21 protein-coding genes are annotated in these 21,394 nt (G+C 46.8%); 15 read left to right on the forward strand and 6 right to left on the reverse strand.

What is annotated here, in order from left to right:
* The first annotated feature begins 63 nt into the window (after window positions 1-63).
* From ASG85_RS17205 to ASG85_RS17215, 3 genes are all read left to right on the forward strand, one after another.
* Entirely contained in the window at window positions 64-939 is an 876-nt protein-coding gene (locus tag ASG85_RS17205; RefSeq protein ID WP_060647177.1) for a carbohydrate ABC transporter permease, read from the forward strand.
* A 28-nt stretch (window positions 940-967) separates the two neighbouring features.
* Window positions 968-1,840, forward strand: coding sequence for a carbohydrate ABC transporter permease (locus ASG85_RS17210; RefSeq protein WP_082562171.1), 873 nt, complete (start codon window positions 968-970; stop codon window positions 1,838-1,840).
* A gap of 134 nt (window positions 1,841-1,974) precedes the next feature.
* Window positions 1,975-3,069, forward strand: a complete 1,095-nt coding sequence (locus ASG85_RS17215) for a GGDEF domain-containing protein (RefSeq protein ID WP_060647179.1) — start codon at window positions 1,975-1,977, stop codon at window positions 3,067-3,069.
* A 448-nt stretch (window positions 3,070-3,517) separates the two neighbouring features.
* Here ASG85_RS17215 and ASG85_RS17220 read toward each other — a convergent pair whose 3' ends face one another.
* The 4 genes from ASG85_RS17220 to ASG85_RS17235 form a co-directional block, all read right to left on the reverse strand.
* Complete coding sequence (locus ASG85_RS17220) at window positions 3,518-4,369, reverse strand: SDR family oxidoreductase (protein ID WP_060647225.1); 852 nt, start codon at window positions 4,367-4,369, stop codon at window positions 3,518-3,520.
* Window positions 4,370-4,429: 60 nt separating this feature from the next.
* The gene (locus ASG85_RS17225; RefSeq protein ID WP_057303342.1) at window positions 4,430-4,888 is read right to left on the reverse strand and encodes an acyl-CoA thioesterase; all 459 of its coding nucleotides are present in this window, start codon (window positions 4,886-4,888) and stop codon (window positions 4,430-4,432) included.
* A 6-nt stretch (window positions 4,889-4,894) separates the two neighbouring features.
* Window positions 4,895-6,514: a long-chain fatty acid--CoA ligase gene (locus tag ASG85_RS17230; protein ID WP_060647181.1), complete on the reverse strand. Its 1,620-nt coding sequence runs from the start codon at window positions 6,512-6,514 to the stop codon at window positions 4,895-4,897.
* 150 nt (window positions 6,515-6,664) lie between these two features.
* Window positions 6,665-7,462 (reverse strand): Cof-type HAD-IIB family hydrolase, encoded by a 798-nt coding sequence (locus ASG85_RS17235; RefSeq protein ID WP_060647183.1) that lies wholly within the window; start codon window positions 7,460-7,462, stop codon window positions 6,665-6,667.
* 123 nt (window positions 7,463-7,585) lie between these two features.
* Here ASG85_RS17235 and ASG85_RS17240 point away from each other — a divergent pair, with 123 nt between their 5' ends.
* The 5 genes from ASG85_RS17240 to ASG85_RS17260 all read left to right on the forward strand — a co-directional run bounded on the left by ASG85_RS17240 (window position 7,586) and on the right by ASG85_RS17260 (window position 11,514).
* Window positions 7,586-8,269, forward strand: a complete 684-nt coding sequence (locus ASG85_RS17240; RefSeq protein ID WP_060647185.1) for a DNA alkylation repair protein — start codon at window positions 7,586-7,588, stop codon at window positions 8,267-8,269.
* Window positions 8,270-8,476: 207 nt separating this feature from the next.
* Window positions 8,477-9,523, forward strand: a complete 1,047-nt coding sequence (gene add / locus ASG85_RS17245) for an adenosine deaminase (protein WP_060647187.1) — start codon at window positions 8,477-8,479, stop codon at window positions 9,521-9,523.
* A gap of 192 nt (window positions 9,524-9,715) precedes the next feature.
* Complete coding sequence (locus ASG85_RS17250; RefSeq protein WP_060647189.1) at window positions 9,716-9,919, forward strand: copper ion binding protein; 204 nt, start codon at window positions 9,716-9,718, stop codon at window positions 9,917-9,919.
* A complete protein-coding gene (locus ASG85_RS17255; protein WP_235550154.1) occupies window positions 9,916-10,752 on the forward strand; it encodes a hypothetical protein in 837 nt (278 codons plus the stop codon). The genes ASG85_RS17250 and ASG85_RS17255 overlap by 4 nt, the downstream gene beginning before the upstream one ends.
* Window positions 10,753-11,514 (forward strand): (S)-benzoin forming benzil reductase, encoded by a 762-nt coding sequence (locus ASG85_RS17260; RefSeq protein WP_060647194.1) that lies wholly within the window; start codon window positions 10,753-10,755, stop codon window positions 11,512-11,514.
* A 25-nt stretch (window positions 11,515-11,539) separates the two neighbouring features.
* Here the strand turns inward: ASG85_RS17260 and mscL are convergent, their stop codons facing one another.
* Both mscL and ASG85_RS17270 read right to left on the reverse strand, forming a co-directional pair.
* The gene (gene mscL, locus ASG85_RS17265) at window positions 11,540-12,007 is read right to left on the reverse strand and encodes a large conductance mechanosensitive channel protein MscL (RefSeq protein ID WP_057303350.1); all 468 of its coding nucleotides are present in this window, start codon (window positions 12,005-12,007) and stop codon (window positions 11,540-11,542) included.
* Window positions 12,008-12,148: 141 nt separating this feature from the next.
* The gene (locus ASG85_RS17270) at window positions 12,149-13,015 is read right to left on the reverse strand and encodes a helix-turn-helix domain-containing protein (protein WP_060647195.1); all 867 of its coding nucleotides are present in this window, start codon (window positions 13,013-13,015) and stop codon (window positions 12,149-12,151) included.
* 171 nt (window positions 13,016-13,186) lie between these two features.
* On the opposite strand from ASG85_RS17270, the gene ASG85_RS17275 reads away from it, so the two are divergent.
* The 7 genes from ASG85_RS17275 (at window position 13,187) to ASG85_RS17305 (ending at window position 21,369) form a co-directional block, all read left to right on the forward strand.
* Entirely contained in the window at window positions 13,187-14,134 is a 948-nt protein-coding gene (locus ASG85_RS17275) for an N-acetylneuraminate lyase (protein WP_060647197.1), read from the forward strand.
* A gap of 11 nt (window positions 14,135-14,145) precedes the next feature.
* On the forward strand, window positions 14,146-14,613 hold the full coding sequence (locus tag ASG85_RS17280; protein ID WP_060647200.1) for a YhcH/YjgK/YiaL family protein: 468 nt from the start codon (window positions 14,146-14,148) through the stop codon (window positions 14,611-14,613).
* Window positions 14,614-14,836: 223 nt separating this feature from the next.
* Complete coding sequence (locus ASG85_RS17285) at window positions 14,837-16,180, forward strand: ABC transporter substrate-binding protein (protein WP_060647201.1); 1,344 nt, start codon at window positions 14,837-14,839, stop codon at window positions 16,178-16,180.
* Window positions 16,181-16,314: 134 nt separating this feature from the next.
* The gene (locus tag ASG85_RS17290; protein WP_060647203.1) at window positions 16,315-17,178 is read left to right on the forward strand and encodes a carbohydrate ABC transporter permease; all 864 of its coding nucleotides are present in this window, start codon (window positions 16,315-16,317) and stop codon (window positions 17,176-17,178) included.
* Between the two features lie 39 nt (window positions 17,179-17,217).
* Window positions 17,218-18,036 (forward strand): carbohydrate ABC transporter permease, encoded by an 819-nt coding sequence (locus ASG85_RS17295; RefSeq protein ID WP_060647205.1) that lies wholly within the window; start codon window positions 17,218-17,220, stop codon window positions 18,034-18,036.
* 118 nt (window positions 18,037-18,154) lie between these two features.
* On the forward strand, window positions 18,155-19,732 hold the full coding sequence (locus ASG85_RS17300; RefSeq protein ID WP_060647207.1) for a response regulator: 1,578 nt from the start codon (window positions 18,155-18,157) through the stop codon (window positions 19,730-19,732).
* Window positions 19,729-21,369: a sensor histidine kinase gene (locus ASG85_RS17305; RefSeq protein ID WP_060647208.1), complete on the forward strand. Its 1,641-nt coding sequence runs from the start codon at window positions 19,729-19,731 to the stop codon at window positions 21,367-21,369. The genes ASG85_RS17300 and ASG85_RS17305 overlap by 4 nt, the downstream gene beginning before the upstream one ends.
* Window positions 21,370-21,394 lie beyond the last annotated feature (25 nt).

Consider the following 21,394-nt stretch of genomic DNA (forward strand, 5'->3'; position numbering starts at 1 on the left):
ACAGGACTCCAGCCAAAGCCCGGCTGGAGCCTTTTTTCAAAAAAGATAGCAAGGAGGGAAGTTATGACCGTATCCGCAAGAATCAGAGGATTCATTACCATAGGGCTGCTTCCGGCCTTAGTGCTCTATCTGTTTTTTGTCATTGTACCGATTTTCTGGTCGGCGTACTACGGCTTTTTCGACTGGAAAGGTATCGGAGCAGCCAAATTTATCGGGTTTGACAACTACGCAGAAGTGATCCAAGATCCAATCTTCTGGAAAGCCTTTAAAAATAACATGCTTATCGTTGGAGCTTCCGTTTTCGGTCAGGTACCGATTGCTATGGTATTAGCGCTTCTCCTCATGCGCAGTACGCTATTTCAACGTGTTATTCGAGCCTCCGTCTTTATGCCCATGGTGCTATCCTCGGTTGTTGTCGGGATCATCTGGGGATACATTTACCACCCGCAAATCGGTATTCTCAACTTCTTACTAGAGGGTATCGGGCTTGATAGCTGGAAGAAATCTTGGCTCTCCGATCCGAAAGTATCGATGTTCGCGCTCATGGTGCCGATCATCTGGAATTATATTGGTCCATACATGATTATGTTCATTGCCGCACTACAGAATATTTCACCGGAGATTGAAGATGCCGCTCAGCTGGACGGCGTGGGTCCGGTGCGCAAATTGTTTGCAGTGACATTGCCTATGATTTGGGATACCGTCAAGGTGGCCGTTGTGCTTTGCATATCCGGAAGCTTGAAGGCGTTCGATCTTATTTATGTCATGACGGGCGGTGGACCGGCGCACTCCACGGAACTGCTTGCTTCTTATATGTACAACAGCACATTCAATGTGTATCGTTTCGGTTTTGGCAGCGCCATTTCCACGGCAATTATTATTCTTAGCTTGTTCTTAATCGTTGGCAGCCAATATCTCATGAAACGAGACTATCGTTAGGAAATAAATTCTCTCAGGAGGGACATCTATGGAGCAGGTAGTATCGATGCAGACGGGTTTTCCCGCTGGAGGTAAGAAGCGAAGAGGGTGGGCGCGCGGTGTCATCAACGTCTGTTTGACCCTGTATGCACTTGTCACACTGTACCCGTTGATTTGGTTATTTATGAGTGCTTTAAAGTCCAATGAGGAATTTCATTCGCGGCCCTTTTTACTGCCGACTGTTTGGAAATGGGACAATATCGTCCGGGCATGGAAAGTATCAGGAATGGGCCTTTCACTCTGGAACTCTACCGTAGTGACGGTGGCCTCACTGGTACTGACCCTAGTCATTGGAGCGTTGGCAGCCTTTGTTTTATCGCGTTTTGAATTTAAATGGAAGCCATTTTTTATGGGCTTATTCCTACTCGGAATGCTTATTCCAATCCATAGTACACTCGTACCTCTATTTATTATTATGAAAAAAATCGGCCTGCTGAACTCGTACGGTGCACTCATTTTACCTTATGTGGCCTTTGAACTGCCATTAGCCATCTTCGTCATCGCGGCTTATTTAATTACGATTCCCAAAGAAATTGAAGAAGCGGCGTTAATCGATGGCACTGGCTATTGGGGCATTTTCTTTCGGATGATGCTTCCGCTTAGCTTGCCAGCGCTCTCTACGGTTGCGATCTTAGGATTTTTACGTTTTTGGAATGATTTTGCGTTCGCGTTAGTCTTTATCAGCAAGCCTGCGCTTAAGACAGTGCCGCTGAGTTTATCTGCTTTTGCTACAGGGTATATGACCGATTACGAATTGACGATGGCTGCACTTGCCATTGCCGTACTGCCAACCATTATCGTGTTCTTGCTGTTCCAGGAGCAGATCATGAAGGGAATGACGGCTGGTGCTGTCAAAGGATAACTAAAATCGCCATCCTTGGATTCCGAAAAAGAATCCTAAGGGTGGCGATTTTTATTTGTGTTCATGACCATCCCTCAAGCTCGTCCTCATAGTTTACTAACAAAATTATGCTACGATTTTGGAGGGGGGATAGCATGAATGACATTACTTTTGAAACATTACAGGATTTGATTGCCAATTTCTCTATCGTCACCGCTTATTTATTTTTGACCAGTCAAGTGATTTATAAGGATTGGAACTTAGGTACGCCTACTACTCTGTATACCAGACTTCATATAGGTGTTTTAACTGGCATTTTAGGTATTGTCCTTATGGAATTTACAGTTGAGCTGAACGGTACGATTTTGGATTTTAGACATCTGGCAGTTACGATAGCGGCACTATTCGGTGGAGTTTACTCTGCCATAGTTACGGGGATCATTATCTCCCTTATGCGCTTATTGGCATTTGGCGCTCTAAGTCCTGCTACCATTTTTGCTGCTTCAAACACTCTTTTAATTTCGGTTATGATTGGGTTGGTTTGTACAAGGAACCTATCCTATTGGAAAAAATGGACGTATGCTCTATTGGTTAACAATCTCTTTACGATCATCACTTTTCATATCAATATGGGGAATAAGGGTACGATTCCGTCCCTTATCTATTTGATAATGATGACTTTAGGCGGAACGTTAACAGCTTATTTGACACAATTTCTGATTAAAGCGAAAACCCATTTCCAAATGATTGAAAAGGCAGCTACGTTTGATTTTCTTACTGAGCTCAATAACCATCGTACATTTGATGAGGCATTCAATTCTTTATTGCTGGAAGCAAAGGATAAGGACGAAGCCTTGACCTTGATGATCATTGATATTGACCATTTTAAAAGAGTGAATGATACCTACGGTCATCCTAATGGGGATACGGTGTTAAAACAATTGGGGAAATTGTTAAAAGATGCCTCTCGCTCTTTCGATATCGTATCACGTATCGGTGGGGAAGAGTTCGCTATCTTGCTATACGATTGTCCACATAAACATGCCTTAATCATTGGGGAGCGAATTAGAATGGCTGTCAAAAACCAGGAATTTCTGCTGAATGAGGGGAAGGTCATACAGATTACGGTATCTGTAGGCGTTGCCACATACCCTGATACCAATGAGAATATCATAGAAGAAGCAGATAAGGCTCTGTATAAAGCCAAATCATCTGGTAGGAATTTGGTTTGTTCGAATCAATCTGCTTGAATGAATCATAGAAGATATTACCTGGAAATATTTTGCAGGTTATTCTCGCGGCACCCTTAAAGCTAAAAAAGATCCCCGCCCGCAAGATGACTTTCGTTGGGATATTAGATAATAGGTAAATAGATAAAAGGAAATAGGTAAAAGAAAATAGATAAAAGAAAATAGGTAAATAAGGAAATAGGGGAAGTAGGTAAACTGAGGTAAACAGGTAGGGTAATAGGAAGGCAAGTTGTACATCGTACAACAATTTCCTTGATTTTTTCCCTGACAAGCAGAAGATGTTGCATATCGTGCAACAATTTAGCCTTTTTATCGCTGAAAAGCTACTATTCGGCTAAAATTGTTGTATTATTTGCAACATTCACGGGGAAAACACAGATTAACTTGCGTAATGTTGCATGAAATACAACATTACGCAAACGATTAAGCAAATGATCCTACATACCACTCATGACTTGCCCTTGCGCGTCATCTCCGCAAGCCCAACCCACTGCTCCTCGGTCACCTCGAGCAGATCGTTGAACTGCCCGGCGCCCTGCAGCCATTCGCCGCCGTCGATCGTGACCACTTCGCCGTTAATGTAGGCGGCGTAGTCGGAAATCAGATAAGCCGCGAGGTTCGCGAGCTCATCCTTCTCACCGACCCGCCGCAGCGGCACGCGGTTCAAGAGCTTCTCCGACAGCTCAGGCGTCGGAGCCAGTCGGCTCCACGCGCCGTCGGTCGGGAAGAGCCCCGGCGCGATGGCGACTTGCCGGATGTCGTGCCGCGCCCACTCAACGGCAAGCGAGCGCGTCAGCGCAAGCACGCCGGCCTTGGCCGCAGCCGACGGTACAACGAAAGCCGAGCCGGTGGAGGCGTAAGAGGTGACGATGTTCAGCATCGTACCGCCGACGCCTTGCTCGATCCATCTTTTGCCCACTTCTAACGTGGTGTAGAACGTCCCATGAAGGACGATATTCAGCACCGCATCCACGGCGCGAGGAGATAAATGTTCTGTCGGGCTGGCGAAGTTGCCGGCTGCATTATTAATCAATACATCGATACGGCCATAGTGCTGTTCCACAGCGGCCACCATCTCGGCAACTTGAAGCGGGTCACGCACGTCACAGCTTTTGTAGAATACTTCTTTGCCATCACTACCCATTTCGGCAGCTGCTTTAGCAAGTACCTCCTCGCGTCGGCTGGTAATCGCGAGTTTAGCGCCTAACGTCAGAAATTTCTCGCCCATTGCTCGCCCCAGACCGGTACCGCCGCCTGTAATAAGAATAACTTTATCCTTCAGCAAGGTTGAATCGAACATATCCATCGCGCCCTCCATCATCAGTTTACGCTGCTAATAATTAATGCTGTGAATGCTGCTCTATTGCTGCTGCTCTAGGAACGCAGCTTCGAATTGCTCGATCCGGCTTGCTAAATCTTCTGGAAGCGGGGTGCCTTTTTGTGTATGAACATCGACATAGACGCCAGTGCTGGTAGCGAAGCTCACAAGCTGCTTATTCTCCCGCTTAACAATGGCATACTGAGTTTCAATCGATGAAGTGCCGATCCGGCTCACTTTCATATAAATATCGAGGTTATCGTTAAAATGAGCTTGAGACTTATATTCGACGCTTTGGCTGACGAGAAAGAAGGTTTTATCAGCCAGATTACCATCCGCATTTGCAAAAAATAAACCCAAACCATTCATATACTCACAGCGGGCTTGCTCCATGTAAATGACAGAAGAAAGGTGACTCAGGTGTCCGTTCGCATCGGTTTCACAGAAACGAACTTTCGTTGGTGTATAAAAGCGGAAGCCCTCTAATTCGAAATTGTTCATTGCGATCTAGTCTCCTGTAAAGTAGGTTTGATACTGCTCGCGAAGCTCGCGTTTCATAAATTTACCGACCGACGATTTAGGTATTTCGTGGAGGAACACAACATCGTCCGGAATCCACCACTTCGTGAATTTGTTTGCCAAAAAGGTGAGTAAATCTTCTTTGTTGTCATCCGTTTGTAATGCGGCGTCTTTCAGGACGACGAAGGCGAGAGGCCGTTCACCCCATTTGGGATGCGGCACGCCGATGACACAAGCCTCGAACACATTCGGATGCGCCATTAATGCGTTTTCTAAGTCGAGAGACGAGATCCATTCCCCGCCGCTTTTGACCAGATCTTTGGCCCTATCCACCAGCTTCACAAATCCCTCAGGATCAATAACCGCGATATCTCCGCTGTAAAACCAACCGTCCTGGAACGATTCCTGCGTTCGGGCATCTTTGTAGTATTCCGTAGCTACCCATGGCCCGCGCAGTAGGATTTCACCCATTTCTTTACCATCCCAAGCTACCTCACCACGAGGTCCGACGATTTTCATATCAAGTCCAGGCACTAGCAGGCCCTGAGTAGCTCTCGCATCGTACTGTTCATCGTATGAGGCCTCTTCCTGATAGCTTTTGAGGCGGGCTACGGTAACGAGAGGACACGTTTCTGTCATCCCATAGGCATGATAGAATGGAACCTTGAGCCGCTGCTCGTAGCTTTCAATCAGACTGCGCGGGGCAGCAGATCCACCACAGATAACTGCGCGAAGGGATGATAAGTCTACTTGCAGTAATTCCTGTACCTTAAGTGCGGCTGTCCATACTGTTGGAACACCAGCAGCAATCGTTACTTTCTCCTCAGCGATCAAACGAAGCAGGATGTCCGGTGTCGGCGAAGGTCCCGGAAGCACTTGCTTGCTGCCGAACCAGACAGACGCGAATGGAAGTCCCCAAGCATTAACGTGAAACATCGGCACAATAGGCAGAACGATGTCGCGTTCAGAGAGTCCTAGTGTATCCGCCAAGCCAATGGAGAGGGAATGCAGGTAGATCCCGCGATGGGAATACACCACACCCTTGGGATTAGCCGTTGTCGCAGATGTATAACAGATGCCTGCGGGAGCGCTTTCATTTATATCGGCAGCGTATATATACTGAGGGTCGCCGCCCTCTATCATGTTCTCATATAAATAGACGGGATGTAAAGAAGTAGGCGGCAATTCCTTTTTGTCCGTCATCAAAATATAGCCTTCTATCGTCGTAAGTTGATCCTGAATCTTCTCGATGATAGGGAGTAAGGTCTCATCAACGAAGAGGAAACGATCTTCCGCATGATTAAGAATATACGCAATATGCTCAGCGGGGAGTCGGATGTTGACGGTGTGCAGCACAGCCTCCATACAGGGGATGGCGAAATAAGCCTCTAGATGCCAGTGATGATTCCAAGCAAAAGTAGCAACCCGATCTCCAGGCTTTACACCAAGTGCTTGCAAGGAGCTGGATAACTGCTTCGCTCGTCTCCCAAAATCAGCGTACGTATACCGATGGATACCGGTGCTTGTACGTGAAACAACCTCTTTTTTGGGGAACAGGGTTTGTGAACGTTCAAAGAGAGAGCGCAGCGTTAATGGGAAATTTCCCATGTGGAAACACCTCCGGAGATTGTCTGATTCTATTGTAATATATAAGCCGGAAGGACAGGATATGTCCCCAAAAACAAGTGATTGTAAATAAAAAACCGACTCCGCCGCATGTGGACCATGCAGATGGAATCGGTTTAACGCTATCAGCTCTTACGTATTCAAAATAAACTTTTCAATAACATGTCTGACGCCATCGTCGTTATTGCTCTTCGTCACGTAGTTCGCCAGCTCCTTGAGCTGCGGCAGCGCGTTGTCCATGGCAACGCCAAGTCCAGCTACTTCCAGCATTTCACGGTCATTCCAAGCATCGCCCAGGGCAATAACGTCATCTAAGGAGCAGCCGATATGCTCAGCAAGGAAAGTGATCGCATGCCCTTTGGTACCTTCCTTGTGCATGAATTCCAAGTAGTGCGGTTTGGACTTCGTAATGTGCAGCTTGTCTCCGAGCAGAGGCAGCAGCTCTTCGCGCAGTTGGTCGCAAACTTCCGGCGTATCGATGATAAGCATCTTAGGTTGCGGGATATCAATCCATTGGCGCAGATCACCAATGATATAAGGCGTTTTGGAGAGACGCACGTAGGCTTTAATTTTATCGTTATCTTCACCTGCATAAAGCTCATCCCCATGGTAAAGCTGTAAATGAAGGTTGCGTTTTTCACAGAAATCGAGCAGGAGGCGGGCGCTTTCAACTGGAACTGTACGCTCGTAGAGGACTTCTTCATCAAGTAGATTTTTGATTAAAGCGCCTTGATAAGTGATAATCGGAACATTAAGTCCGATCTGGTTGGCTATCTTGGCTGCGGATGGGAAGCTTCTTCCCGTTGCAATCGTTACGGTTACTCCTTTGGCAACAGCTTGGTGCATTGCATCAATAGTCTCTTGTGAGATGGTTAGATCATCACGCAGCAGCGTATCATCTAAGTCAGCGGCAACTAGTTTGTAAGTCATGTAGTTCTCTCCGATCCGATAAGTAGTCTATATGAAAAATTCTGCTATAAGCATACCCGAATTACTTTGGAATTGCTACAATAAAGCCTATAGTTGATAGGTTAAAAAGGAGGCACGTAACCGATGGCATCCCCTTATACGGACAAGCTAGAGATTTGGCTTAGAGAGCACCGCAACAAGGCAAATGCGCCAAGTATGGAAGCCTACATGAAAAATCATTTCCCATTTCTCGGGATCCGAAATCCAGAACGAGTAGCATTGACCAAGCAATTCACCAAGGAACATGGCTTCCCCAAGGGTGAGGAGGGGGTCAAAGTTGCCGAACAGCTCTGGGAGTTGCCGGAGCGCGAGTTTGCCTACACGGCATTATTGGTCCTAACTGGGCTGCGAAAGACTGCAGAACGGGAGCATATCGATGTCTTGGAGCATTTCGTCGTGACCAAATCGTGGTGGGACACCGTGGATATGATCGCTGATCACTTAATCGGCTTTCATTTGCAGAGGTTTCCTGAGTTGATTCCATCCTATGTGGATAAGTGGCTGGCTTCGGATCATATGTGGCTGCAAAGAACGGCGATATTGTTCCAACTAAAATATAAACAACGGACGGATGTACCGCTTCTGTTTAGCTGTATCAGGCGCATGGCCGATTCGAAGGAATTCTTCATCCGCAAAGCAATAGGCTGGGCGCTTCGTGAGTATTCGAAGACAGACCCTGCGGCGGTGCAGTCTTTCGTTGCAAGTACAGAGCTTTCGCCGCTAAGCGTGCGGGAAGCGTTGAAAGTGATTCATCGTAATGAAAAATGAAATAGGAGATCCACAGAGGGGAATGAATAAATCCTTGTGTGGATCTTTTTTATTTCCAGAAATTCATGCAATGTCATTATACCTGACGCATATATTAATAAAATGAAATATTGTCATGTATATTGACATAATCATAACATTCGAGTAAAGTTATTAAAATTCTTTAAAAGCGCGTTACGAGAATGAAAGAAAAAGGAGAGATGGAAGATGAATAACATGCGGGCTAACGATCTATTAGCGAGATTACCCAAGGTTGATCTTCACTTGCACTTGGATGGCAGTGTGAAGCCAGAGACGATTCTGGATCTCGCTCGTAGGCAAGGTATTGAACTCCCTGTTTATGATAAAGATGGACTCATTCCGCATATGCGAGTAGGTGAGGAGTGTGGGAGTCTCATTGAATATTTAAGCAAATTTGATTTTACTACACGGTTTTTACAATCAGCTGAAGCCTTGGAGCGGGTTGCCTATGAGGTTGTCGAACAGTCCGCTGAGCATAATTGCAGATATGTAGAAGTTCGTTTCGCACCGCAGCTGCACCGGAACACCGGTTTGACGGTTGAGGAAACGATTCATCATGTGGTAGAGGGAATGAAGCGGGGACAGCGTGATTTTGCTGTGAGAGTCGGCGTTATTGCGATTTGCATGAGAAATCACTCTTGCGAAAGCAACCTAGAAGTGATCGAAGCGGCTGCTAAGTATGTAGGGAAAGGCTTAGTCGCTGTCGATTTAGCTGGTGATGAGGCGTCGTATCCGCCGGAATATTTCCGGGAGGTGTTTGCGGAGTCTGGAAGACTTGGTATTCCAGTCACAATCCATGCTGGAGAAGCAGCGGGAGCGAAGAACGTGTTTGAGGCCGTTACGAATCTCGGCGCTGTTCGAATTGGGCATGGTGTTCGATTGAAGGAGAACAAGTCCATATTGGAAATGGTCAAGGATCGCCGTATCCCGCTCGAAATGTGCCCGATCAGCAACATCCAAACGAAGGCCGTTTCCGGTTGGGAAACGTATCCGATTCGCGAATACTTGGAGCAAGGGCTGGTCGTAACGATTAATACAGATAACCCCAGTGTATCCGGAACCAATATTACGAATGAATACCGGGTACTCAAAGAGCGATTTGGCTTTACAACACCGGAGCTGGTTAAACTGATCATGAATGGCGTAGATGCCGCTTTTATGGAAGATCATGATAAGCTGTCGTTAAGACGAGAGATGGAAGAGGAAATGAGTAGTTTAGGCGTGCTCAACTAGTAGCTTAATGAGAGAGGATTCGTTGCGATCAGGCAGCGGGTTCTTTTTTTATGAGACTTGACAATATAGGATAGGGGGGTATACTATAAATCTAATATCGGTATTCAAAGAAGCCAAAGGCCGTTGTGGATGAACTGCTCAAACAATGAATACCCTAATGAGATCATTTAACATAATAGAAGGAGTGTTGGAATGTCTACTATCATTTTGAAAGTTGATGGAATGTCCTGCAATCACTGTGTGAATTCGGTTGAGAAAGCGGTGAAGGAGCTGGGTGCAGAAGGCAAAGTGAATCTGGCTAACAAAGAAGTCGAAGTACAGTTTGATGAAAGTAAGCTTAGCATGGAAGCGATCAAAGATGCGATCGAAGAGCAAGGCTACGATGTGGTGCAATGATGAAGAAAATAGGCGTAATTCTCCTCACAGCGGCTATATTATTGAGTGCTTGTGGTAAAGCAACAACCACCGAACACTCAGCTCATTCAGAAAATAAAGAACAGGAACATGCTGGCCATGGCAGCGGTGAATCGGCGGATAAAGACGGTACTCAGGCCGTATTTAAGCTTTCGTCTGACCCCGTACAAGCCAAACAAGAAACTGAGATGACGATACAGATCCTTGATAAAGATGGGAAATCTGTAGATGAGTTTGACCTAAACCATGAGAAAAAGATGCATCTTATTCTGGTTAGCCAGGATCTTTCCTATTACAAGCACATTCACCCGACCTATCAAGGTAAGGGACTATTCACGATTCGTACAGCGCTTCCTGCAGGCGGGAACTATAAGTTGTTCGCTGACTTTAAACCTAGCGGGCAAGCGCAAATAGTCAAAAGTCACGTTATCCAAGCAGGTGGAGAAGCTGCGCCAGCCATAGCCTTGCAGCCAGACAGTAAGCTTACCGCAACGGTGAATGGTATGGAGATATCGCTGGCGGCTGATCATCTCATGGCAGGAATGGACCTGAATTTGACCTATACCTTTAAGGATGCAGCTACGAAAGCGGCAATAACCAATTTACAGCCCTATTTAGGTGCAGTAGGACATGTGGTTATTCTTGATGAGAAAGCAGACCAATATCTGCATGTTCATCCTGTAGATGAGAAATCATCAGGGCCAGAAGCCAAATTCAAGACATCATTTCCGAAGAGTGGAATTTATAAAATATGGGGCGAATTTCAACGGGATGGTCAAGTGATAACAGTTCCGTTTGTCGTAAAGGTGCCGTAAATGGAAACGTATATTATTACAGGCGGTTCAAAAGGACTCGGTGCTGCGATCATTCAGCAGCTTCTACAACAGGGAGCTGCGATTCACTGCATTTCTCGCAGCTACAGTGAAGCTTTGCGCCAAGAGGCGCTGCGCGCGGAAGGTACACTTACCTTCCACGCTTACGACTTGGCGGACACGCAAGGCCTGGATTCGCTCATGGAGCGAATCCTCTGCACGGTGGATGAAGCGGATTCCATCACGCTCATCAATAATGCTGGCATGCTCGAGCCGATGACGTCGATCGGCCGAGCAGACCATGACGACCTGCAGCGCAGCCTGCAGGTCAATCTCATCGCGCCCGCGCTGCTGACGAACAGCTTCATTCGGCTCACGCAGGCGTGGCCGATCATGAAGCGGGTCGTCGGCATCTCCTCGGGCGCGGGGAAGAAGCCTTACCCCGGCTGGGGTGCCTACTGCATCGCCAAAGCCGGGCTCGATATGCTGACGCGCTGCGTAGGCGTCGAGCAGATGAACCAACCGCACCCGGTGGAGATTTACTCCATCGCGCCGGGTGTGGTTGACACGGATATGCAGCGGGAGATTCGCGCTGCTGAAGAAGTGGACTTCCCGCAGGTGAGCAGGTTCGTCCAGCTCAAAGAGCAGGGCGAGCTGCAATCGCCCGAAGCTACAGCGAGGCAGCTGCTTGAGCTGCTGCAGACAAACGCTTTTGCGCAAGGCGAGATCGCCGATCTGCGCACCAAAAAGCCCGAATCGATGTAATCCGATTCGGGCTTTTTACCATACCTTATTGAATGCTCCCTGACACAGCAGTACCTGATGACAGCTCTGAAGTACAGAACTTACAGCGTGTAGCTTGTACGGGAATTTCGGACAAGCAGTGCGGACAAGATTTGGATGTTACTGTTTTTTCTTTCGGCTCTTCTTTTTTACGGAACTTGCTAAGCTGTTTAATAACAAGGAAAATGACAAAAGCAACAATTAAAAAGTCTAGGAAAGTTGAAATAAATTGTCCGTAATTAAAGGTAGGCGCACTGGCTGCAACCGCATCTTTAAGGGTATTGTAATGAACGCCGTTTAATGAAATAAATAGATCATTGAACTTCACTTTGCCAATTAGCAGCCCAACAAGCGGCATGATCAAATCATTCACGATAGACGTAATGACTTTCCCGAAAGCGCCCCCGATAATAACCCCAACTGCTAAATCTACCATATTCCCTTTGAACGCAAAATCTTTAAATTCCTTCAGCATCGCTTCGCTTACCCCCATGAGACAATAATTGTTAGTATTGTAGCATATTTGATTGCACGCAAACAATTGGAGGGTGTTTGTAGGATGGTTGTTCGTTCCTACTTTTGTGCCAATCTTGACGGAAATTTCTTGGCTTTAGGTTCAGTGTCTTCGTTCCTGCTGCTTCCGGTATTGACTCGGTGTCATCCCTTTAATGCGCAGAAACGTACGTGAAAACGTGGGATATGAGGAAAATCCGGACTCATACGCTACGTGAGAGATGGGCAGATTGGAAGAAATCAGCAGGCTGCAGGCATGGCGAATCCGAAGCTCATGCAGGAAATCAACAAAGTGGATGCCGAACGATTCCCCGAAATGCGTACTCAATTGGGTCGGATGAATGTGAAACTGTTCGGATAATGACGTTAAGGATAATGGGTCCAAATAATGATCGTAAACATATTGCACGACGGACCAAATGTCCTTTGAGGATACGGTACGCTGCCTCTCCGTCCGTGCTGTTTCGTGGTTGTCGCTGTTTCGGACAAACAACGACAACGCTTCCAGCAGCAGAGATCTGAGCATGATCGGCCTCCAGGCCAATGATGAATCGTGTTCATTGTATATGCGTTCCCACAGTCGGAGGCCTTCCTCGTAAGCTTTGCCCTGTAATTGAATGTGAGCCGGCTGGGTGTTGTCACGGCCGAGTAAAAACTCATGCAGGCCCCAAGCGGATTCAGGTCCTGAAGTGAGCAGCTTCATATCAAAATTGCAAATATACATCAGCAGTGTCTCGTCTGCATCGGCTTGGTACTCATGAATCTGATAAGGAAGCAGGAGTACAATCGTGCCGGGCAGCATGTCATGCTCGGTCCCGTTAATCCGTTCTTTACCTTTTCCCTCCAGCACGAATGAGAATTCGATAAAATCATGACGATGGGAAGGGACCGAGGTATACTTCTTTTTCTTCATATGAAAAGGAAAGTCCGAGTCGATATTCGGGTATTCGAAAAGGTATTGAGGGTACATGATACGCTGTTTCGCCTCCTGATCTTTGTAGCACCATTATAACTGCTTCGTTTTCGTAAAGAAATGATAGGAATATTAAAAATTTGAAATATGAGCTGCTGCTTTGCGAGCTACAATACAGTCATTACCTAACTACATGATGCGCAGTGGCGCAAGGGAGATGGAAAATATATGACTAAGACAATCGAAAACCGCAACGCGTTTCACGGCATCTTTACAGCACTGCTGACTCCGATGCACGAGAATGGTGCTATCGACTTTGATTCTCTAGCCCGTCTGGTTGAGCATCAAATCAGGCAAGGAATTCACGGGTTTTACGTAGGCGGAAGCACCGGTGAAGGGTTTATTTTGACAACTGAAGAGCGCAAGCTGGTGTTGGATACGGTCGTCCGGATTACAAACGGGCGCGTAACCATTATTGCGCATGTTGGATGCATCAGTACGATGGAATCGATCAATCTGGCTAAGCATGCCGAACTTCAAGGCGTCGATGCCGTATCCGCGGTCGTTCCGTTTTATTATAAAGTGTCAATGAAAGAAATACGTGAGCATTACGAATCGATCATGGCGGCTGTGTCACTGCCAATGATCGTCTATCATTTCCCTGGTGCAACGGGAGTTAGCCTGTCCATGGACTTCTACGAGCAGATGAGCCGTCATCCGCAATGTATAGGCGTCAAATTTACTTCACTTAATCTGTTTGAAATGCAGCAAATTCGCGCAAGATGCGGACAAGAATTCCTTATCTATAACGGACATGACGAAGTTTATACTGGCGGCGCATATGCAGGTGCAAATGGCGCCATTGGCAGCACGTTCAATATGATGCCCGGATTGTTCGCTCAGATGTATGAGCTTATCTCGACGGAGGAGAACCCGCCTATGGCGTCGTTGCAGTCTATGCAAGCGGAAGCCAACAAGGTAATAGCGCACATGATTCAGTTCGATGTTCTCGCCTATGAGAAATACATGCTGTATCTTCAAGGCGTCTTGGCAACGCCAGTCGTCCGTCAGCCATTGAAGCAATTCACTGCCGAAGAGCGGGAGCAGATCGAGACGTTCTATGCGCAGAGTGATGTACTGCGCCGTTACCGATTCGTTGCGAACACCGAACGTTAGGAGAGATCGCTTTGATTTTTGATACGATGAACCAGTGGGAGCAAAACCAATGCCAATACGGGGATGCTGTGCGCCGCGCGCTCTCATTCGTCGCCAAAGTGAATGTCGCTGACATGCCGTCTTCGCTCGAGATTGAAGGAAAGCTGATGTACGTGATGAAGCAGAGTCCGACGACTGGAGCATTTGAGGAACGGCTTGCTGAAATCCATGCGCAGCACGCAGACATCCATCTCGTAGTGGAAGGAGAGGAGTGGCAGGGTTTCGCCACGGCCTCTGGCAACAACAGCGCGGTGGAAGATCGGCTGGAGGAGAGCGATTACGCGCTCTTTGAGCATGTTGAGAACGAGAAGCGCATTTTGCTCCGGGCAGGAGATTTCAGCATATATTGGCCTGGGGAAGTTCACCGCCCTAACTGCCATTCTGGGGACGGCGTTCACTTAGTGAAGCTTGTTGTCAAAATCCATCGTGAATTGTTTTGAGGAAAGTGTAAAGAGACATCTCGGATCATGGATGGCGTTGAAGCGCTGCTGTCGGTTCGGGATGTTTTTCTCAATAATGCTGCCCAAAGAAATTAAATATGTATTGTAAAATGCTAATATACGCATGTTTAAACGGTGCTGCATTGTTCTTTATAATCAAAGTAACAAATTACTTTATTGTTTTATTGTGATTGTTAACCACAAAAGACACAGGGGTGACAATATGAAGAATTTAGTGAAAAAGGGAGTCGTCGTTTTATTAATTACGGGTGTTGCAGCGGGATGCACGTCGAATCCCAAGCCGCAAGCCGGCGGAGAAGCAGCAGGAGGCGGTAACGCCAAGCCAGTGACGCTAACCATGTGGGCAGGCACGGGGTTTAAGGATATTGAAGGCTACGATAGCAAGAATTATGGAGATTGGGAGAAGCAGAAGGCAGGAGAATTCCAAAAGCTGCACCCGAATGTAACGGTGAAAGTCGAATCCGTGCCGTTCTCAGACATCGAGCAGAAGGTTAACGTAGCTGTCGCGGGCAATAATCCTCCAGATGTTTTGTACGATAACATACCGATTCGGATCAGCAAGCATGCGCGAAACGGTGTGTTAGAAGAGCTTGATGATGTCGTGAAAGAGGATAAGGCAGACTGGAAAGAAGCGTTTCTCAACATGGGTACGATCAATGGGAAGTTGCTTGCGCTACCTTTAGGGAGTGTTCCGCAGGTTGTCTTCTTGAATAAAACCATTTTCGAGAAAAAAGGGGTATCTGTGCCACAGGATCGCTCTTGGACTTGGAATGAAATGAAGGACGCCTTAAAGAAGGTGGCCGATAAAAATACGTATGGCATCGCTTATTTTGCCAAAAGCGAGCAAGCGGACCAACTGATGGTTAGCAATTTGCTTTCCGCCGGCGCCCAGTGGGCGAACAAGGATTTCACGCAGTACACCGTTAACGGTCCCGAAGGTGTCGAAGCACTAACCTTCATGCTGAGTCTTCAAGACGAAGGGCTGGTTGCCCCAGGCACCGCTACCATGGATGTAAATGCGAATTTTGAGCTATTCAAGCAAGGCAAGCTGGCCGTTTTGAATCACACATCACCAGTATACGGTGATCTGGAAGTTGGGAAGAAGAATGGCGCGGTCGATCCGTCCGTGGAGCCGTTCGGAATCATCCCCGTCGTGAAAGAAGGGGTGACGCCTCGGATCACAGTTACTGGCGAAAACGGGTACGCGATTTTTAAACAGAACGATTCGGAAAAGAAAAAAATGGCTATCGAGTTCGTGAAGTTTTTGACCAAGCCGGAAAATATTAAAGCGATTAACAAGGCGACTTATGGGATAGCAGCGCGCAAGTCAGGCACTTACGAGATTCAGAATAAAGATGCCTCCCAGTTGTTCGAGCAGCTTAACAAATTGGAAATCGTCGATTTAGGTAAGAACAGAGCGTACTTCTCTACGCTAAGACAAAAGTTTTATCCGGAAATGCAAGCCGCTTTTCTGAAAGCAAAGAGTCCGAAACAGGCACTTGACGATTTCGTGAAAAATGCAAACGAACTGGCAGCCAAGAAGTGAGAAAAATGTTTATCGAAGTATATTCAGAAGAATACGGTCTGTGAAGTCACTTCGTCCTAGTCTGTCTCACAGTACTGGGACGAAAGTGTTTTAACTGCCTACGATATGATGAAGATAGCTGAGGTGATTTGCAGATGAAGCTTCGTGAATGGATGTGGAGTTATTTTTTTATCGGGCCTAACCTGGTATTTTTAACTGTTTTTATGATTCTTCCGTTATTTTATACGTTTTACTTAAGCTTTTTTGAAGCTGACATTTATTCCTCCACTTTCGTTGGATTGGAAAATTACCGTAGTTTATTCGGGGAAGAGTTGTTTCGCAAAGCGTTTGTCAACACGTTTTATTTCGTTCTGATCATCGTTCCCTGCGTCGTCGTCATTTCGTTAGTCTTCGCCGCATTGATGCAGGGATTCCATAAGCTTGGCAAAAGCTTTTTTCGACTCGTGTTTTATTTGCCGGTGGTCAGCACGCCGGTCGTACTTTCCTTGGTCTGGGGCTGGATGTATAATCCTAGCTTTGGCATTATCAAGTATTTTTCAGAGAAGCTCGGTTTCGGTGCGGTTGATGTGTTTTCAGGGCAGTTGAGCGCGATTCTAGCGCTATCCGGGGTTGTTCTCACTTGGATGGTCGGTCAGCCTATTATCTTGTATTTGTCGGCGATGGATGGCGTATCGAAAGAGTTGTATGAAGCTGCTGAAATCGATGGTGCTGGTCCGCTGCGATCGTTCTTTAGTATCACGCTTCCGATGATTTCCCATACAACGGTATTAATTGTGATCACCTCGACCATTAGCGTGTTCCAAATATTCGTCGTCATCCATTTGCTTACCGGCGGCGGTCCGTATCATGGAACGGAATCACTCGTGTACACCATTTACCGGACAGCTTTCGTATCTCTGGAATTTGGTAAAGCATCGGCTCAAAGCGTCGTCCTGTTTTTTATTATTTTAGTAATCTCGCTGCTGCAATTCCGACTCATGAAATCCAAATCGGACTAAAATAACAGCGTAGATTAGGGTAGAGGAGAATTGAAGCAGATGAAATTACAGGTTGTTTCCAGGTATGCGTTGCTTTTGTTGGCTTCAATCGTTTTTGTTTTCCCGTTATATTGGATGATTACAGGCTCCTTTAAAACTCAGGTATCGATCTGGGCTATTCCCCCGGAATGGATCCCATCCCAGTTCAGACTTCTTAACTATGAGCATATTTTCTCCACGACGCCAGCGACGCTGTGGTTGTTCAATAGTGTGTTTACGAGCTTGGTAACTGTCGTTTTTGTCGTTGTTTTCTCAGCAATGGCGGGATACGCGTATGCCAAAAAGAAATTTCCCTGTGATAAATTATTTTTCCTTGTTGTCATTGGCACGATGATGATGCCGACTCAGGTTACACTGGTTCCTTTGTACATCATTTGCAGAGAGCTCGGCTTGATTGACAGCTACTTGGGGGTCATCCTGCCTGCGATCGCCTTTCCGTTCGGGGTGTTCATTGTACGGCAGTTTGCCAAATCGATTCCCGATGAAATCGTTGAATCAGCTAGAATAGACGGCGCCGGCGAAATTCGTTTGTTTGCAACGATCGTACTGCCGCTCCTCCTGCCAGCGCTTGGGGCGCTATCGATTTTCGCCTTTATGCACACGTGGAACGATTATTTATGGCAGCTTATTATTTTGCAATCCAAGGAGAAGCTGACGCTCCCTCTCGGCATCTCGACGATTACGTATTCCGAGAACAACGTGAATTACGGCTATGCCATGGCGGGGGCGTCGTTGGCAGCCATTCCGATGATCGTTTTTTTCCTAATGCTGCAGCGAAGCTTTATTAAAGGAATCACGTTAGGATCCGTAAAAGGATAGGCAGACGGCCATTACTTGAGAAAGAAGACCTGTGGCTTGCCATCTTGGTCTTCTTCTTGTGCTTCGATGTAACAACGCATCGATCTCGGGTTATAATTGTGTAATGGGGGTTGATTGTGTGAAAATCATTGTCGTTGAAGATGAGGTAGACATCTTAAGGGGAATTCAGGAGGTCATTGACCACAGCCAGCTGCCCTTTGAACAAGTTTTCGCGGTTCACACGGCCGAGGAGGCTTTGGAGCTAATCGAACAATACAGACCGGAAATCATTTTAACAGATATTCTGCTGCCGGAGATGACTGGTTTAGATATGTTGGAGTCCGTGAAAGCGTTGGCATACGGGCCAAAGGTCATTGTGATCAGCAGCTACAATAATTTTATATATGCCCAGCGTAGTATTCAACTGGGAGCGATCGACTACATCCTAAAGCCGATCCATAAAGAGGAGCTTGCCGAAAAAATCGGTGTCGTATATGACATGGTTCAACGCGAGCTCATCAGTCAGGACCAGATTAAGAATCAAATCGCTTATGCCCGTCTAGGCACAGAAGCGCTGCAGGAAAAGTTTGTGCAGGGGCTGTGTATGCAAAAGACGGCACTGCAGGAGCATATTCATCACCGGCTTCAGGTATGGGGTATGCAGTGGCTGGAGACGGATTCGTACGTATTGATTTCGTTAAGCATAAATAGGGAAGATGTACGAGGCAAGCAGGATAAGGATATGAATCTGGACTTGTTTGCCATCGGTAATATTGCGGATGAAATTTTGAAGAGCTACCAGCCTTCCGTGATCATTCGCAGCATTCATCATGACTGGGTCATCCTTACCGCGTGGGAGCAGGAACTGTCGATTGCGCAAGATATCCACGAAAGGGTGTTGAAATATCAGAAAATCATTCCCGCTATTGGAATCAGCGAACGGCAGCACTCCTTTCAAGTCATATCGGAAGCGTACGAACAGTCGCGCAAGGCGTTAAAGGTCGCATTAATGAACAGCAATCAACGAATCGCCAGTTACGCTGATATTATTGATCGGATTGACCATGAGGACATTGGGCTCGTCAGACAATGGGTTGCTGAGGCGGTGCTGGGAGGGGATGCGGAAGTCGTAAGCTTGTGGCTGGAGGAAATGATCCATCGCTTCATCCTAGACAGAGATGTAAGTAAGACTGGTGATTTGTCGATCAAATGCTTCGAATGGATCTTGGAGGTTCATTCCTGTCTAGCTGAAAAGGTGGATATGGAAATCAGTCATTTTCCGCTGGAACTGTGGGAAAAGGCGGAGCGCTGCCCAACCGTGGACGATTTGAAGCGGCTGCTGCGGGATCATCTGAGCGAGCTGATGAAGCTTGTCGCCGATCAACAGCATCCCAGCTTGCCTAACTTTATGATCGATAAAGCGAAGCGGATCATCGACGGGAAGTACGGGGAAGCGATCACTCTGCAGAGCGTAGCCGACGAGCTGAGCATTCACCCGGTGTCGCTGAGTAAGCTGTTCAAGAAAGAGACAGGACAAAATTTTTTGGATTATTTAACAGAAATCCGCATCGAGCAAGCGAAGCGTATGCTGCGCGACACGAACTTGAAAATCTATGAAATTGCCGAGAAAATTGGTTATCAGGAAATCCAATATTTCGGTAAGCTGTTCAAGAAAAGAACGAACATGACCCCAAAGGAGTTCAGATACGGGAGATGAAAACGTTAAGAATCAGCAACCTTACCTTGTTCGTTAAAATGTTCATCCTCCTGTTTCTATCCGTTTCATTGCCGGTTACGATTCTTGGAGTGTGGTACTTTAACAAATCCAGTGAGCAAATCGAGCATGTCACATCCGCCTTGCTGATGGAAAATTTGCAGCAAAACCGTCTGCGTATCGAGCAGTTTTTCAGGCAAACGGAACTTCATTCGGAGTCGATCATCGCTTCCCAGAAGCTGGAGGTGCTTGATAATGAGCTGGAGGATCGGCTTTTTCTAAGCAGATCACTTTCGTTAATGAACGAATTAAAGGGAAGCTACGAGCTAACTATTTACCCTGCTGATGAAATGAGGTATAGAACTTATTCTTTATTGATTCAATCCGGAGTGAAGTCGCCTAACTCAGAGTGGATTGAAAAGGCGATCCAACTTAAGGGGAAGGGCTATTGGTATTTCGATAACAATTCGTTTATTTTTGCAAGAATGATCCGAGCGATGTCTGATCTGCGGCCTTTGGCCGTTATTCAATTGAGCTTTCCAGCAACTCTTGTCAACCAGCAGATCCTGTCGCCAGCGGAGTACCCGAACTTTCAGCATTATATCGTCGACGACGAACTTGAAACCGTTCTGCTTGCCGGCAAGGATAGGACACTGTATCCGAAAGAGGATTTTTTCCTTTCGGAAATTCCGCTCGCCGATCTTCCATGGAAGCTGGTCGCTGGCATTCCCGAGAAAGATTTAATCGGTCCAGTCGAAACGATCAAACGCTTCTCTTTGCTGCTAGTGTTGGCGAGTATCGGCTTAATTACAGTGCTGCTTGGGCTGATAACGAACAGCTTTATATCCCCGATCAAATATGTCGTAGGCCAAATGAAAAAAGTCCAATTGGGGCAGCTTGTACCGAGCGGGAGGTACGGAGAACGAAGCGATGAAATCGGCCAGCTGGCCAGAGGGTATAATTCCTTGATTTTCGGCTTACAGGAGCTGCTCGCGACGACCAAGCAGATGGAATCTGAGAAGTCTAGAACGGAAATGCAAATGCTAATTCATCAGATTAATCCCCATTTCTTGTACAATACGTTGGACGCAATTAAATGGCGAGCAGACCACGTAAAGGAAGAAACGATTGCGGAGATGGTCACATCGCTAAGTAATTTAATCAGATACAGCATCAATAATGGGGAAGAGTTCACCACTGTCGAGCGGGAAATCGAGCATGTCAAAAGCTATCTTAGCATCGAGTCGCTGCGAAATCACGATACGTTCCAGGTCGTTATGAACGTTCAGCCGCGTGCCTTGAATATGCCGATATTAAAGTTAATCATCCAACCGCTTGTAGAAAATTCGGTACGGCACGGATTGAGCAAGCTATCGTCCGGACAGGGCAAAATTCTCGTTCGCGTGTTTATCGAGGGGGAAGAACTGGTGTGTACGGTAGAGGATAACGGTCCTGGTGTCTCCGAAGAAGTGCAAACCCGAATGATACAGCCGAATTTGCCGTCGGGGGAGACAGGCGGGGTAGGACTATATAATGTCAATCGCAGGCTGAATATCCGATTCGGATCCCACTATGGGGTGTCCCTGACCAACAGGGAAAATGGCGGATGCAAGGTGACGATTCGCCATCCTTTGATGTAAACGGGCTTAGAAAAATTCAGGAGGT

Origin of the sequence: Paenibacillus sp. Soil724D2 (assembly GCF_001427935.1) — a bacterium.
Classification (GTDB): Bacteria; Bacillota; Bacilli; order Paenibacillales; family NBRC-103111; genus Paenibacillus_E.